Source organism: Streptomyces sp. NBC_01465 (genome assembly GCF_036227325.1).
Lineage (GTDB): Bacteria > Actinomycetota > Actinomycetes > Streptomycetales > Streptomycetaceae > Streptomyces.
In genome coordinates, this window is sequence record NZ_CP109467.1 from 891,959 (window position 1) to 906,676 (window position 14,718).

Here is a 14,718-nt window from a genome sequence, read left to right on the forward strand (position 1 = left end):
GCAAGGCGGCGGCCGCGCGCCTCCGGAAGCGTCCTCCGGAGGCGCCAATCCGGTCCTCAGGCCCCGGCGACGGCCACCCGTACCTCGTCCGCGAACCGTGCCGCGGAGTCCCGCAGACCCGTCACGTCCGGACCGTGGCGGAGCACGCCCCGGCTGACGCTCGGGACGACGTTGCCGACCGCGGAGCCGAAGACGCCGGGGAGATCCGCCGGCGTGGCCCCCTGGGCGCCGATGCCGGGGGCGAGGAGCGGCCCGTTGATCGCCAGGTTCACACCCGCGTCGCCGAGGGTCGCGCCGACGACCGCGCCCACCGAGCCGAGCGGCGTCGCGCCCTCGTTCTCGGCCGCCATGTGGTCCAGCATCAGCTGGGCGAGGGTCCTGCCGTCGGCGGCCGTGGCGCGCTGGACCTCCGCGCCCTCCGGGTTGGAGGTGAGGGCGAGGACGAAGACGCCCGCGCCGCTGATGCGGGCCGCGTCCAGCGCCGGGCGCAGCGAGCCGAATCCGAGGTACGGGGAGACCGTGACCGCGTCCGAGAACAGCGGCGACTCCTTGTCGAGGTACGTGGCCGCGTACGCGCCCATCGTCGAGCCGATGTCGCCGCGCTTGGCGTCCATCAGGACCAGCGCCCCTGCCGCCCTCGCCTCCTCGACCGTCTTCTCCAGCACCGCGACGCCGCGCGAGCCGAAGCGCTCGAAGAAGGCCGACTGCGGCTTGAGCACGGCGACGCGGTCGGCCAGGGCCTCGACGACCGTGCGGGAGAAGCGCTCCAGGCCCGCGATGTCGTCGTTCAGGCCCCAGGCGGAGAGCAGGGAGGCGTGCGGGTCGATGCCGACGCAGAGCGGTCCGCGGGTGTCCATGGCGTGGCGCAGGCGGGCGCCGAACGGTTCGAGGGTCATGGCTGGGTCACCTTCCGGTTGGCTGCGCCGACGGCCTCGGCGAGGGTGGCGTACGGACTTGCCTTGAGCCGGGCGGCGAGACCCTTGTGGATCGCACGGCCCCAGAACGGGCCTTCGTAGATGAAGGCGCTGTACCCCTGGACGAGCGTGGCACCGGCGAGGATGCGCTGCCAGGCGTCCTCCGCGGTCTCGATGCCGCCGACCCCGACCAGGGTGATCTCGTCGCCCACGCGGACGTGCAGACGGCGCAGGACCTCCAGGGAGCGCTCCTTGAGGGGGGCGCCGGAGAGACCGCCGGTCTCCTTGATGATCGCGGGGTCGGAGGTGAGGCCCAGACCCTCGCGGGCGATGGTGGTGTTGGTGGCGATGATGCCGTCCAGGCCGAGCTCGACGGCCAGGTCGGCGACCGCGTCGACGTCCTCGTCCGCGAGGTCGGGCGCGATCTTCACCAGGAGCGGGACGCGGCGCGAGGTGACGGTGCGGTCGGCCGCTTCCCGTACGGCCGTGAGCAGCGGGCGCAGGGACTCGGTGGCCTGGAGGTTGCGGAGCCCGGGCGTGTTCGGCGAGGAGACGTTGACGACCAGGTAGTCGGCGTGGGCGGCCAGGCGCTCGGTCGAGGTGACGTAGTCGCCGGTCGCCTCCTCCTCGGGGACGACCTTGGTCTTGCCGATGTTGACGCCGACCGTCGTACGGAAGACGGGGTTACGGGCCGCCAGACGGTCCGCCACGGCTGCGGAGCCCTCGTTGTTGAAGCCCATGCGGTTGATGAGCGCGCGGTCCGGCACAAGGCGGAAGAGGCGCTTCTTGGGGTTGCCGGGCTGGGGCTGCGCGGTGACCGTGCCGATCTCGATGTGGTCGAAGCCGAGCATGCTCATGCCGTCGATCGCGACGGCGTTCTTGTCGAAGCCGGCGGCGAGACCGAAGGGGCCGTGCATGCGCAGGCCGAAGGCCTCCGTGCGGAGCTCCTTGTGGCGGGGCGCGAGGACGGCCGCGACGAAGGTGCGCAGGACGGGGACGCGGGCCGCGAGGCGGATCCAGCGGAAGGCGAGGTAGTGGGCCTTCTCCGGGTCCATGCGCTTGAAGACGAGGTTGAAGAACAGCTTGTACATGGTGGGTGTCCTCATGAAAGAGGGGGACACCGGTTCGGTGTCCCCCTCGTGGGCTGCTAGTCGCGGGCCGCGGTCAGGTGTTCCGCGTGTTCCTGGAGGGAGCGCACGCCGACGTCTCCGCCGTTGAGCGCGTCGATGCCCTGTACGGCGGCCGCGAGGGCCTGGACCGTGGTGAGGCAGGGGACGGAGCGGGCGACGGCTGCCGTACGGATCTCGTAGCCGTCGAGGCGGCCGCCGGTGCCGTAGGGCGTGTTGACGATCAGGTCGACCTCGCCCTCGTGGATGAGCTGGACGATGGTCTTCTCGCCGTTCGGGCCCTCGCCCTCGCTGAGCTTGCGCACCACGGTGGCGTTGATGCCGTTGCGGCGCAGCACCTCGGCGGTGCCGGAGGTGGCGAGCAACTCGAAGCCGTGGGCGACCAGTTCACGCGCGGGGAAGATCATCGTGCGCTTGTCGCGGTTGGCGACCGAGATGAACGCGCGGCCCTTGGTGGGCAGCGGGCCGTACGCGCCGGCCTGCGACTTGGCGTACGCGGTGCCGAACACCGAGTCGATGCCCATGACTTCGCCGGTGGAGCGCATCTCCGGGCCGAGCACCGTGTCGACGCCGCGCCCGTGGATGTCGCGGAAGCGGCTCCACGGCATGACGGCCTCCTTGACGGAGATCGGAGCGTCCAGGGGCAGGGTGCCACCGTCGCCGCTCTTGGGCAGCATGCCCTCGGCGCGCAGTTCGGCGACGGTCGCGCCGAGCGAGATGCGGGCCGCGGCCTTGGCGAGCGGGACCGCGGTCGCCTTCGAGGTGAAGGGGACGGTGCGCGAGGCGCGGGGGTTGGCCTCGAGGACGTAGAGGATGTCCCCGGCCATGGCGAACTGGATGTTGATCAGTCCGCGGACGCCGACGCCCTTGGCGATGGCCTCGGTCGAGGCGCGCAGCCGCTTGATGTCGTGGCCGCCGAGGGTGATCGGGGGCAGGGCGCAGGCGGAGTCGCCGGAGTGGATGCCGGCCTCCTCGATGTGCTCCATGACGCCGCCGAGGTAGAGCTCGTGGCCGTCGTAGAGCGCGTCGACGTCGATCTCGATGGCGTCGTCGAGGAAGCGGTCGACCAGGACGGGCCGGGTCGGGCTGATCTCGGTGGACTCCTCGATGTACGAGGAGAGGCGGGTCTCGTCGTACACGATCTCCATGCCGCGGCCGCCGAGTACGTACGACGGGCGGACCAGGACGGGGTAGCCGATCTCGTCGGCGATTTCCTTCGCCTGTGCGAACGTCGTCGCGGTGCCGTGCTTGGGGGCGGGCAGTCCGGCCTCGGCGAGGACCCGGCCGAACGCGCCGCGGTCCTCGGCGGCGTGGATGGCCTCGGGCGGGGTTCCGACGACGGGAACGCCGTTGTCCTTGAGCGCCTGGGCGAGGCCCAGCGGGGTCTGGCCGCCGAGCTGGACGATGACGCCCGCGATCGGGCCCGCGAGGGACTCGGCGTGGACGATCTCCAGGACGTCTTCGAGCGTGAGCGGCTCGAAGTAGAGGCGGTCGGAGGTGTCGTAGTCGGTGGAGACCGTCTCCGGGTTGCAGTTGACCATCACGGTCTCGTAGCCGGCGTCGCTGAGCGCGAAGGAGGCGTGGACGCAGGAGTAGTCGAACTCGATGCCCTGGCCGATGCGGTTCGGGCCCGAGCCCAGGATGATCACGGCGGGCTTCTCGCGCGGCGCGACCTCGCTCTCCTCGTCGTAGGACGAGTAGAAGTACGGGGTCTTGGCGGCGAATTCGGCGGCGCAGGTGTCGACCGTCTTGTAGACCGGGCGCACGCCGAGGGCGTGCCGAACCTCGCGTACGACGTCCTCGCGCAGCCCGCGGATCTCGGCGATCTGGGCGTCGGAGAAGCCGTGGCGCTTGGCGTCGGCGAGGAGCTCGGGGTCGAGCTTCTCGGCGGCGGCGAGCTCGTCCGCGTGCTCCAGGATCAGGAACATCTGGTCGACGAACCAGGGGTCGATCTTCGTCGCGTCGAAGATCTCCTCGGGCGTGGCGCCGGCGCGCATGGCCTGCATGACGGTGTTGATGCGGCCGTCGGTGGGGACCTTGGCGGTCTCCAGGAGCTGGGCCTTGTCGCCGGGCTCGCCGACGAAGGTGAACTGGCTGCCCTTCTTCTCCAGCGAGCGCAGCGCCTTGTTCAGCGCCTCGGTGAAGTTGCGGCCGATCGCCATGGCCTCGCCCACCGACTTCATGGTGGTGGTGAGGGTCGCGTCGGCGAGCGGGAACTTCTCGAATGCGAAGCGCGGGACCTTGACGACGACGTAGTCGAGCGTCGGCTCGAAGGACGCCGGGGTCTTCTCCGTGATGTCGTTGGGGATCTCGTCGAGGGTGTATCCGACGGCGAGCCGGGCGGCGATCTTCGCGATCGGGAATCCCGTGGCCTTGGACGCGAGGGCCGAGGAGCGGGAGACGCGCGGGTTCATCTCGATGACGATGATCCGGCCGTCGGTCGGGTCGATCGCGAACTGGATGTTGCAGCCGCCGGTGTCGACGCCGACCTCGCGGATGATCGCGATGCCGATGTCGCGCAGCCGCTGGTACTCGCGGTCGGTGAGCGTCATCGCCGGGGCGACGGTGATCGAGTCGCCGGTGTGGACGCCCATCGGGTCGAAGTTCTCAATGGAGCAGACGACCACGACGTTGTCGTTCTTGTCGCGCATCAGCTCCAGCTCGTACTCCTTCCAGCCGAGGATGGACTCCTCCAGGAGCACCTCGGTGGTCGGGGAGAGCGTGAGGCCCTGTCCGGCGATGCGGCGCAGTTCCTCCTCGTCGTGGGCGAAGCCGGAGCCGGCGCCGCCCATGGTGAAGGAGGGGCGCACGACGACGGGGTAGCCGCCGAGGGTGTCGACACCCTTGATGACGTCGTCCATGGAGTGGCAGATGACCGAGCGGGCGGACTCGCCGTAACCGATCTTGGCCTTGACGGCCTCGACGACGCCCTTGAAGAGCTCGCGGTCCTCGCCCTTGTTGATGGCCTCGACATTGGCGCCGATGAGCTCGACGCCGTACTTCTCCAGCACACCCTGCTCGTGCATGGAGATCGCGGTGTTGAGCGCGGTCTGGCCGCCGAGGGTGGGCAGGAGCGCGTCGGGGCGCTCCTTGGCGATGATCTTCTCGACGAACTCGGGGGTGATCGGCTCGACGTACGTGGCGTCGGCGATCTCCGGGTCGGTCATGATCGTCGCCGGGTTGGAGTTGACCAGGATGACCCGCAGGCCCTCGGCCTTGAGGATGCGGCAGGCCTGGGTGCCGGAGTAGTCGAACTCCGCGGCCTGGCCGATGACGATCGGGCCGGAGCCGATGACCAGGACGGACTGGATATCGGTGCGCTTAGGCACGCTGGCCCTCCATGAGCTCTACGAAGCGGTCGAACAGGTACGCGGCGTCGTGCGGACCCGCTGCTGCTTCGGGGTGGTACTGGACGGAGAAGGCCGGCTGGTCGAGCAGCTGGAGGCCTTCCACCACGTTGTCGTTGAGGCAGACGTGGGAGACCTCGGCGCGGCCGAAGGGGGTGTCGCTCACCTTGTCGAGGGGCGCGTCGACGGCGAAGCCGTGGTTGTGCGCGGTGATCTCGACCTTGCCGGTGGTGCGGTCCTGGACGGGCTGGTTGATGCCGCGGTGGCCGTACTTGAGCTTGTACGTACCGAAGCCGAGCGCCCGGCCGAGGATCTGGTTGCCGAAGCAGATGCCGAAGAGCGGGGTCTTCTTGGCGAGCACGGCCTTGACGACGGTGAGGTCGACGGTGGACGGGTCGCCGGGGCCGTTGGAGAGGAAGAAACCGTCGGGGTCGACCGCGTACACGTCCTCGACCGTGGCGGTCGAGGGCAGCACGTGCACCTCGATGCCGCGCTCGGCCATGCGGTGCGGGGTCATGCCCTTGATGCCCAGGTCCAGGGCGGCGACGGTGAACTTCTTCTCGCCGATGGCGGGGACGACGTACGTCTCCTTGGTGGCGACCTCGGTGGAGAGGTCGGCGCCGACCATCTCGGGGGCCGCCTTCACACGGGCGAGCAGCGTGGCCTCGTCGGCGAGTGCCTCGCCGGAGAAGATGCCGACGCGCATCGCGCCGCGCTCGCGCAGGTGGCGGGTGAGGGCGCGGGTGTCGATGCCGCTGATGCCGACGACGCCCTGCTTGACGAGCTCGTCGTCCAGTGTGCGCTGCGAGCGCCAGTTCGAGGGGACGCGTGCGGGGTCGCGTACGACGTAACCGGCGACCCAGATCTGCGCGGACTCGGGGTCCTCGTCGTTGACGCCGGTGTTGCCGACGTGCGGGGCCGTCATGACGACGACCTGGCGGTGGTACGAGGGGTCGGTCAGGGTCTCCTGGTAACCGCTCATGCCGGTGTTGAAGACCGCTTCGCCGAAGGTCTCCCCCACGGCCCCGTAGGCGCGGCCGCGGAAGCTGCGGCCGTCCTCCAGGACGAGTACGGCGGGAGCCTTGGCGGCTCCCCGGGTGGAGGTCGTCATCGTGCGATGCCTTCCGTCGTGAGGGATGTGGTGCGCATGGAGTTGATGGCTTCGACCCAGGCGGCGTGCTCGGCCGCCCGGTCGGAGCGGAAGCCGGAGTCGATCAGCTTGTCGCCGTGGGCCCAGGTGACGATCAGCAGACCGCCCTCGGCGAGGACCTTGCCCGCGATGCCCTTGTCGAGGCGGGCCTCGCGCAGGGCGTCGGTGGGCACGAAGAAGTCGGTCGCCCCGGGGCGTACGACGTCCAGGCCTTCGTCGGTGAGCGTCAGCTCGACCTTGCTGCGCGTGCCGAGGCCTCGCGCGACGATCCGGTCGAGCCACTGACCCGCGGTGGTCGAGCCGTGGTAGCGGCCGCTCAGTACAAGTTTCGGCTCACCGGGCGCGGACGGCGCGGTGGGGAGCTCGGGCAGGTCGCCCTGGAGCGTGCCCCGCCACTTCCAGCCCTCGCGCATCAGCCAGTACACGAGCACGACGAACAGCAGCAGTCCGACGACCCAGCCGATGCGTCCGGCCCAGTCGGTCACGTCTGCCGACTTCTGCTCGGCTGCGAGATTGATGAGAGGTGTCACGCCAGCTTCCCGTCCACGACCGTTGCGCGGCCCCGGAGCCAGGTGTGGGTGACACGTCCCGGCAGCTCACGACCCTCGTAGGGGGTGTTGCGGCTGCGCGAGGCGAAGCCCGCGGGGTCCACCTCTCCACGGTAAGCGGTGTCGACGAGGGTGAGGTTGGCGGGCTCACCTGCCGAGACGGGCCGTCCATGGCCGGCGAGCGAGCCGATGCGGGCGGGCTTGTACGACATCCGCTCGGCGACGCCGGCCCAGTCGAGGAGCCCGGTCTCCACCATCGTCTGCTGGACGACGCTCAGCGCGGTCTCGAGCCCGACCATGCCCATGGCGGCCGCGGCCCACTCGCAGTCCTTGTCCTCGTGCGGGTGCGGGGCGTGGTCGGTGGCGACGATGTCGATCGTGCCGTCGGCGAGGGCCTCGCGGAGCGCCATGACGTCGGTCTCGGTGCGCAGCGGCGGGTTCACCTTGTAAACCGGGTTGTACGAGCGGACAAGCTCGTCGGTCAGCAGCAGGTGGTGCGGGGTGACCTCGGCGGTGACGTCGATGCCGCGGGACTTGGCCCAGCGGACGATCTCGACGGATCCGGCGGTCGACAGGTGGCAGATGTGCACCCGGGAGCCGACGTGCTCGGCGAGCAGGACGTCGCGGGCGATGACCGACTCCTCGGCGACGGCGGGCCAGCCGCCGAGGCCGAGCTCGGCGGAGACGACGCCCTCGTTCATCTGGGCGCCCTCGGTGAGGCGGGGCTCCTGGGCGTGCTGGGCGACGACGCCGCCGAAGGCCTTCACGTACTCCAGCGCGCGGCGCATGATCACGGCGTCGTCGACGCACTTGCCGTCGTCGGAGAAGACGGTGACCTGTGCGGCGGAGTCGTGCATGGCGCCCAGCTCGGAGAGCTGCTTGCCCTCCAGGCCGACGGTGACGGCGCCGATGGGCTGCACGTCGCAGTAGCCGGACTCCTTGCCGAGGCGCCAGACCTGCTCGACCACGCCGGCGGTGTCGGCGACGGGGAAGGTGTTGGCCATGGCGAAGACCGCCGTGTAGCCACCGCTGGCGGCGGCCTGCGTGCCGGTGAGGACGGTCTCGGAGTCCTCGCGGCCGGGCTCGCGGAGGTGGGTGTGGAGGTCGACGAGGCCCGGGAGGAGGACGTTGCCCTCGGCCTCGATCACCTGGGCGCCCTCGGCGCTCAGGCCGCTGCCGACCGCCTCGATGGTCTCGCCGTCGATCAGCACATCCTGCGGCTCGCCGCCGAGGACCTTGGCGCCACGGATCAGGATCTTGCTCATCAGTTGTTCTCCTCGGTGCGGGTCGTGCTGATGGCGGGCTCGGAGCCGCCCAGAAGCAGATAGAGGACGGCCATGCGGGCCGAGACGCCGTTGGCGACCTGCTCGACGGCCGTGCAGCGGTCGGAGTCGGCGACCTCGGCGGTGATCTCCATGCCGCGGACCATCGGGCCCGGGTGCATCACGATGGCGTCGGCGGGCATCTTCGCCATGCGCAGGCCGTCGAGGCCGTAGCGCCGCGAGTACTCGCGCTCGGTGGGGAAGAAGGCGGCGTTCATCCGCTCGCGCTGGACGCGCAGCATCATCACGGCGTCGGACTTCGGCAGCACGGCGTCCAGGTCGTAGCTGACCTCGCAGGGCCAGCTCTCGACGCCGACGGGGACCAGGGTCGGCGGGGCGACCAGGGTGACCTGGGCGCCGAGGGTGTGCAGCAGCAGGACGTTGGAGCGGGCCACGCGGCTGTGCAGTACGTCGCCGACGATCGTGACGCGGCGGCCGTCGAGCCCCTTGCCCATGCCCGCGTCGCGGCCGACGAGCCGGCGGCGCAGCGTGAAGGCGTCGAGCAGGGCCTGGGTGGGGTGCTCGTGGGTGCCGTCGCCCGCGTTGACGACCGTGGAGTCGATCCAGCCGGAGTTGGCGAGGCGGTAGGGGGCGCCGGAGGCGGGGTGGCGGATGACGACGGCGTCGGCGCCCATGGCCTCCAGGGTCAGCGCGGTGTCCTTGAGGGACTCGCCCTTCGAGACCGAGGAGCCCTTGGCGGAGAAGTTGATGACGTCGGCGGACAGGCGCTTGGCGGCGGCCTCGAAGGAGATCCGGGTGCGGGTCGAGTCCTCGAAGAAGAGGTTGACGACCGTACGGCCGCGCAGCGTCGGCAGCTTCTTGATCGGCCGGTCGGCGACCCGGGCCATCTCCTCGGCGGTGTCGAGGACGAGTACGGCGTCGTCGCGGGTGAGGTCGGCGGCCGAGATGAGGTGACGCTTCATCTGATTGCAGCTCCAGGGAAAGCGGAGATTTCGGGCATGAGGACGCGCGAAAGGACCAGGGGTGGCGGTCCCGGAGGGGCTACGCGCCGGTGGTCTGCTGCTTGGAGCCGAGCAGCACGGTGTCGCGACCGTCCTCCTCGGCGAGCTGAACCTTGACCGTCTCCCGCAGCGACGTGGGGAGGTTCTTGCCGACGTAGTCGGCGCGGATCGGGAGTTCGCGGTGGCCCCGGTCGACCAGGACCGCGAGTTGCACGGCGCGCGGGCGGCCGAGGTCGCCGAGGGCGTCCAGGGCTGCGCGGATGGTGCGGCCGGAGAAGAGCACGTCGTCGACGAGGACGACGAGCCTGCCGTCGAGGCCGTCGCCGGGGATCTCCGTGCGGCCGAGCGCCCGCGCGGGCTTCATGCGCAGGTCGTCGCGGTACATGGTGATGTCGAGGGAGCCGACCGGGATCTTGCGGCCGGTGATCTCTTCGAGCTTTTCGGCCAGCCGACGGGCGAGGTACACGCCACGGGTCGGGATGCCGAGGAGCACGACGTCTTCGGCGCCCTTGGCGCGCTCGACGATCTCGTGTGCGATACGGGTCAGAACCCGCGCGATGTCCGGGCCCTCGAGAACGGGGCGGGCATCGGAATTGCCTGCTGTGCTTGCGTCCATATGAAACGGACCTCCTTCTCCGCCTCACGGGACGGACCTTAAAGGACGTCGAAATTACGTAGCCCAGGTTATCAGGGGGTGTACGGCCCTGTTCACGCCCCCTGCCGGAGGGCGGTCCGGACCATTCGGCTTGACGCATCCAAGTAACGCTGCGTAACCTCACAGTGAGTTACCAGCCGCGCGGCGGAGCCGCACATTGACTCAGTGTCCGGGGAGCCTTATGTCCAGCGAATACGCAAAACAGCTCGGGGCCAAGCTCCGCGCCATCCGCACCCAGCAGGGCCTCTCGCTCCACGGTGTGGAGGAGAAGTCCCAGGGCCGCTGGAAGGCCGTCGTGGTGGGTTCGTACGAGCGCGGCGACCGTGCCGTGACCGTGCAGCGCCTTGCCGAGCTGGCGGACTTCTACGGCGTCCCGGTGCAGGAGCTTCTGCCGGGTACGACGCCGGGCGGGGCCGCCGAGCCGCCGCCCAAGCTCGTCCTGGATCTGGAGCGCCTCGCGCACGTCCCGCCGGAGAAGGCCGGACCGCTGCAGCGTTACGCCGCCACGATCCAGAGCCAGCGCGGCGACTACAACGGCAAGGTGCTGTCGATCCGTCAGGACGACCTGCGCACTCTCGCCGTCATCTACGACCAGTCCCCCTCGGTCCTGACCGAGCAGCTCATCAGCTGGGGCGTGCTGGACGCGGATGCCCGCCGTGCGGTGCACGACGAGGTCTGACCCCCTCCCGGGATTTCCCGGAAGAAACGTCACGTCCGAAGGGCGGACCCGCTTGTTGCGGGTCCGCCCTCGGTCGTTCTCAGGTGTAGAGACGGCCGATCAGCTCCGGCAGCAGACGCTCGGTCAGTTTCGGCGGGAGCACCTGCAGTACGGCCAGGACGGGGGCCATCCTCTCGGGCAGCTCCCCGCCTTCGCCGACCCCCGCGAGGCTCAGGGCGAGCGCCGCCTCCTCGGGGGTCAGGGTGTCGGGGTCCAGCAGCCCTGCGGCCGCGACGAGTTCGGGATCGATGTCGACCGGTCCGAGCTCCCGGGCGGCCCGCACCGCGGTGGCGAGGTCGACGAGCAGTTGCCGTACGGTCTCCTCCCCCGCGACTGCCGCGGTCACGGTCAGATGCAGATTGGCCGGGGACCCGGCGAAGGCCGGCTGCGGCTGGAGGTACCAGCCGCGCCCGCGCATCTCGTCGGCCACCACGAACGGGTCGATGCCCGGCTCGTCCGCGGCGACGGCGATCAGCGAGGAATCGGGCCGGCCGAGGATCCGCAGCCCCTCGACGGACCGGATGCCCTCGGTGAGAGCGACAGCCGCCCGGTGGACCCGCATCGACAGATCGACATAGCCCTCGGTGCCGATGCGCTCCAGAACGGCCCATGCGGCGGCGAGCGGTGCGGCCGACTTGGTGCCCTGCAAGGTCGCGTTGACCACCGGGTAGCCGGGCCACGAGGCGTGCGCGAACCAGCCGTGACGGCGCAGTTCGGCGTCCCGGAAGAGCAGCACCGAGGCGCCCTTGGCCGCGTATCCGTACTTGTGCAGGTCCACGGAGAGCGAGGTGACTCCGGCCACGGACAGGTCGAACGGCGGCAGCGCGGGCGCATCCTCCGAGAGCCGCAGATGTCCCAGGTACCAGCCGCCGATGCACGCGTCGACATGGCAGAGGATCCCGCGCCGGGCCGCCTCACCGGCCACCTCCGTCACGGGGTCGATGACCCCGTGGGCGTACGAGGGAGCGGAGACGACGACCAGGGCGGTGTTCTCGGTGAGCGCGGCCGCGACGTCCTCGGCACGCACCGCGTACGTCTCCGGGTCTGCCGGCACGACGACCGGCTTCAGCCCGAAGAGCGCGGCCGCCTTGTGGAAGGCGGCGTGCGCGGTGTCGGGCAAGACGATCTCGGGGGCGAGCACGCCCCGGGTCCTGCGGGCGTGCTCGCGGGCCGTGTACACGGCGAGCAGGCAGCTCTCGGTGCCCCCGCTGGTGAAGGTCCCCGCGGTGGACTCGTCGCCGCCGAGCAGCCGGGACGCCCGCGCGACGATGTCGTTCTCCAGCGCCACCACGCTGGGGAAGACGGTCATGTCGAGCCCGTTGACGCCCGCGAACCGCGCTGCCGCCTCGGACGCGAGCTCCTCGATGCCTTCGAGGCCCGAGTCGTAGACGTACGCCATGGTGCGCCCGCCCTTCACGGGCAGATCGGCCGCGCGCAGGGCGCCGAGCCGGTCGAGAATCTCCTGGTCAGTGCTCACAGTTGCTCCACGGTCGGTACGGAAGGATCGTGTCCGGCGGCGTCCGCCAGCCGGACGAGTTCGCTCTCGCTCAGCCGGTAGCGGCCGAGCAGGGGCAGGCTGAGCAGCAGCAGGACCGCGGGCAGGGCGCCGAAGCCCACGACGATCGCGGTGAGTGCGGAGTCGGGCTGGTCGACCCGGTGCGCGGCGTCCGACGAGACGAAGCCGCCGAGGGCCAGGACGAGTCCGAAGAGTCCTGGGCCCACGGCGAGCCCGAGCGTCTCCCCCGCCGTCCAGAGCCCGGTGAAGAGCCCGGCCCTGCGCCGCCCGCTGCGGAAGGCGTCGGCCGCGACGGCGTCGCCGAGCATCGCCATCGGCAGCATCTGCATCCCGGCGTATCCGATCCCGGCCAGCGCGACCGCTCCGTACACCGCACCGTTCGGCAGTTGCCGGGCCAGCGCCGCGACCACCGCGCCCGCCAGGAAGCAGCACGAGGCGGCAATCGCGGCCGTGCGCTTGCCGGTACGGCGTCCGACCGCCAGCCACAGCGGCATAGCGAGCAGCGAGGGCACGATGAGGCAGGCGAAGAGCAGCGTCGTGGCGCTCGGCCGCCCCAGGATGTACGTGGCGAAGTACTGCGTGCCCGCGAGCATCAGCCCGGTCGCCGCCGCCTGCACGACGAAGGCGGCCAGCAGCCAGAGGAAGGGCTTGTTGGTCCGGGCGGCCCTCAGCTGGGCGAGGAGTCCGCCCTCGCTGGTCGTACGGAGCACCGCGCGCGTCCCGGCGGTGGCGGCGAAGGCCGCGAGCATCCCCACGCAGAGCAGTGCGCCGACGGCCACGCCCATCAGCCGGTAGCCGCCGGGGGTGCCCCGTTCGTCGTCCGTGGCCCCGGCGAGCAGCGGCGCGACGGCTCCGGAGAGCAGGATCGCTGTGCCGAGGAAGGCGACCCGCCAGGACATGATGCGGGCGCGCTCGTCGGGGTCGGCGGTGAGCTCGGCGGGCAGGGCGACGTACGGGACCTGGAAGCAGGCGTACGCGGTGGCCGTCAGCAGGAAGAGCAGCGCCACATAGGCGGCGGCCCAGCCCGTGCCCACGTCCGGCGCGGCGAACATCGCGGCGAAGCAGAGCGGCATGGTGAGCGCACCGAGCAGCATCCAGGGACGGCGCGGGCCCCAGCGGTGCTCGGTGCGGTCGGAGAGGCTGCCGATCCACGGGTTGAGCAGGACGTCCCATGCCTTGGGCAGGAAGACCAGCAGCCCGGCCACCCCTGCGGCCACGCCCAGGATTTCGGTCAGGTAGTAGAGCAGCAGCAGACCTGGGACGGTGCCGAAGGTGCCGGTGGCGAACGAGCCCAGCCCGTAGCCGATCCGGACCCTGGCCCCCAGCGCGGGTTCGGGCATGGGCCGAAACCTAGATCACCACTGCGGACATGCACCAGGCCCGGAGCTGAAGATTGTTCATCTTCTGCTCCGGGCCCGGGAAGAGCTGTGCGGCTAGTCGCGGCGCAGGCTCGGCTTGAGGTCCTTGAAGCGGGCCAGCAGGCCGTTGATGAAGGACGGCGACTCGTCGGTGGAGAACTCCTTGGCGAGCTGCACCGCCTCGTCGATCACCACCGCGTCCGGTGTCCCGTCGACCCACACCAGTTCGTACGCACCGAGGCGCACGATGTTGCGGTCGACGACCGGCATCCGGTCGAGCGTCCAGCCCACCGCGTAGGTGGCGATGAGGTCGTCGATGCGGTCCGCGTACTCCGCGTACCCCTCGACGAGCTCCATCGTGTACTCGCTGACCGGCGGCTGCCGGTCGTCGCCGCTGTGGGAATGACGGATCCAGTCCGCGAGGACCGTCTGCACGGAAGCCCCGCGCTGGTCGGCCTCGAAGAGGATCTGGAAGGCGCGCTTGCGCGCCGTGTTCCGGGCAGCCACGGTTAGCTGTTCACCCGGCCGAGGTAATCGCCGGTGCGGGTGTCGACCTTGATCTTCTCACCGGTCGTGATGAACAGCGGAACACCGATCTCGTAACCGGTCTCCAGCGTCGCCGGCTTGGTGCCACCGGTGGAGCGGTCGCCCTGGACGCCCGGGTCGGTGTGCTGGATCGTCAGCTCGACGGCGGCCGGCAGCTCGACGTAGAGCACCTCGCCCTCGTGCTGCGCGACGGAGGCGGTGAAGCCCTCGATCAGGAAGTTGGCGGTGTTGCCGACGGACTTGCGGTCGACCATGAGCTGGTCGTACGTGCTCATGTCCATGAAGACGAAGTACTCGCCGTCCATGTACGAGAACTGCATGTCACGGCGGTCGATGGTGGCCGTCTCGACCTTCGTGCCGGCGTTGAACGTCTTGTCGACGACCTTGCCGGACATCACGCTCTTGAGCTTGGTGCGCACGAAGGCCGGGCCCTTGCCGGGCTTGACGTGCTGGAACTCGACGACGGACCAGAGCTGGCCTCCGTCGAGCTTGAGCACCATGCCGTTCTTGAGGTCGTTCGTGGAAGCCACGGTTGAGGTTCTCCTGGACTGCGCG

The 14,718-nt window shown here is 70.4% G+C and carries 13 protein-coding genes; 1 reads left to right on the forward strand and 12 read right to left on the reverse strand.

The genetic code is table 11. The annotated features are described in order from the left end of the window. Positions 1-56: 56 nt before the first annotated feature. The 8 genes from pyrF to pyrR form a co-directional block, all read right to left on the reverse strand. A complete protein-coding gene (pyrF, locus tag OG707_RS03905) occupies positions 57-896 on the reverse strand; it encodes an orotidine-5'-phosphate decarboxylase (RefSeq protein WP_329114347.1) in 840 nt (279 codons plus the stop codon). Beyond that, a complete protein-coding gene (locus tag OG707_RS03910) occupies positions 893-2,005 on the reverse strand; it encodes a quinone-dependent dihydroorotate dehydrogenase (RefSeq protein ID WP_329114349.1) in 1,113 nt (370 codons plus the stop codon). The genes pyrF and OG707_RS03910 overlap by 4 nt, the downstream gene beginning before the upstream one ends. 56 nt (positions 2,006-2,061) lie before the next feature. Beyond that, complete coding sequence (gene carB / locus OG707_RS03915) at positions 2,062-5,370, reverse strand: carbamoyl-phosphate synthase large subunit (protein ID WP_329114351.1); 3,309 nt, start codon at positions 5,368-5,370, stop codon at positions 2,062-2,064. Next, positions 5,363-6,499, reverse strand: a complete 1,137-nt coding sequence (gene carA, locus OG707_RS03920; RefSeq protein WP_329114353.1) for a glutamine-hydrolyzing carbamoyl-phosphate synthase small subunit — start codon at positions 6,497-6,499, stop codon at positions 5,363-5,365. The genes carB and carA overlap by 8 nt, the downstream gene beginning before the upstream one ends. Next, on the reverse strand, positions 6,496-7,068 hold the full coding sequence (locus tag OG707_RS03925) for a PH-like domain-containing protein (protein WP_329114356.1): 573 nt from the start codon (positions 7,066-7,068) through the stop codon (positions 6,496-6,498). The genes carA and OG707_RS03925 overlap by 4 nt, the downstream gene beginning before the upstream one ends. After that, entirely contained in the window at positions 7,065-8,351 is a 1,287-nt protein-coding gene (locus OG707_RS03930) for a dihydroorotase (RefSeq protein WP_329114357.1), read from the reverse strand. Before OG707_RS03930 ends, OG707_RS03925 begins: the two co-directional genes overlap by 4 nt. Then, positions 8,351-9,331 (reverse strand): aspartate carbamoyltransferase catalytic subunit, encoded by a 981-nt coding sequence (locus tag OG707_RS03935; protein ID WP_329114359.1) that lies wholly within the window; start codon positions 9,329-9,331, stop codon positions 8,351-8,353. Before OG707_RS03935 ends, OG707_RS03930 begins: the two co-directional genes overlap by 1 nt. Before the next feature lie 79 nt (positions 9,332-9,410). Further along, a complete protein-coding gene (pyrR, locus tag OG707_RS03940) occupies positions 9,411-9,986 on the reverse strand; it encodes a bifunctional pyr operon transcriptional regulator/uracil phosphoribosyltransferase PyrR (protein WP_329114360.1) in 576 nt (191 codons plus the stop codon). A 220-nt stretch (positions 9,987-10,206) separates the two neighbouring features. Here pyrR and bldD point away from each other — a divergent pair, with 220 nt between their 5' ends. Next, the gene (gene bldD, locus OG707_RS03945; RefSeq protein WP_329114362.1) at positions 10,207-10,704 is read left to right on the forward strand and encodes a transcriptional regulator BldD; all 498 of its coding nucleotides are present in this window, start codon (positions 10,207-10,209) and stop codon (positions 10,702-10,704) included. 79 nt (positions 10,705-10,783) lie between these two features. Here the strand turns inward: bldD and OG707_RS03950 are convergent, their stop codons facing one another. From OG707_RS03950 to efp, 4 genes are all read right to left on the reverse strand, one after another. Further along, the gene (locus OG707_RS03950; protein ID WP_329114364.1) at positions 10,784-12,220 is read right to left on the reverse strand and encodes a pyridoxal phosphate-dependent decarboxylase family protein; all 1,437 of its coding nucleotides are present in this window, start codon (positions 12,218-12,220) and stop codon (positions 10,784-10,786) included. Next, entirely contained in the window at positions 12,217-13,599 is a 1,383-nt protein-coding gene (locus tag OG707_RS03955) for an MFS transporter (protein ID WP_329114366.1), read from the reverse strand. Before OG707_RS03955 ends, OG707_RS03950 begins: the two co-directional genes overlap by 4 nt. A 93-nt stretch (positions 13,600-13,692) precedes the next feature. Further along, positions 13,693-14,124 (reverse strand): transcription antitermination factor NusB, encoded by a 432-nt coding sequence (nusB, locus tag OG707_RS03960; RefSeq protein ID WP_329114368.1) that lies wholly within the window; start codon positions 14,122-14,124, stop codon positions 13,693-13,695. Positions 14,125-14,126: 2 nt separating this feature from the next. Further along, positions 14,127-14,693 carry an elongation factor P gene (gene efp, locus OG707_RS03965; RefSeq protein ID WP_329114370.1) on the reverse strand — a complete coding sequence of 189 codons (567 nt, stop codon included), beginning with the start codon at positions 14,691-14,693 and terminating at the stop codon, positions 14,127-14,129. Positions 14,694-14,718 lie beyond the last annotated feature (25 nt).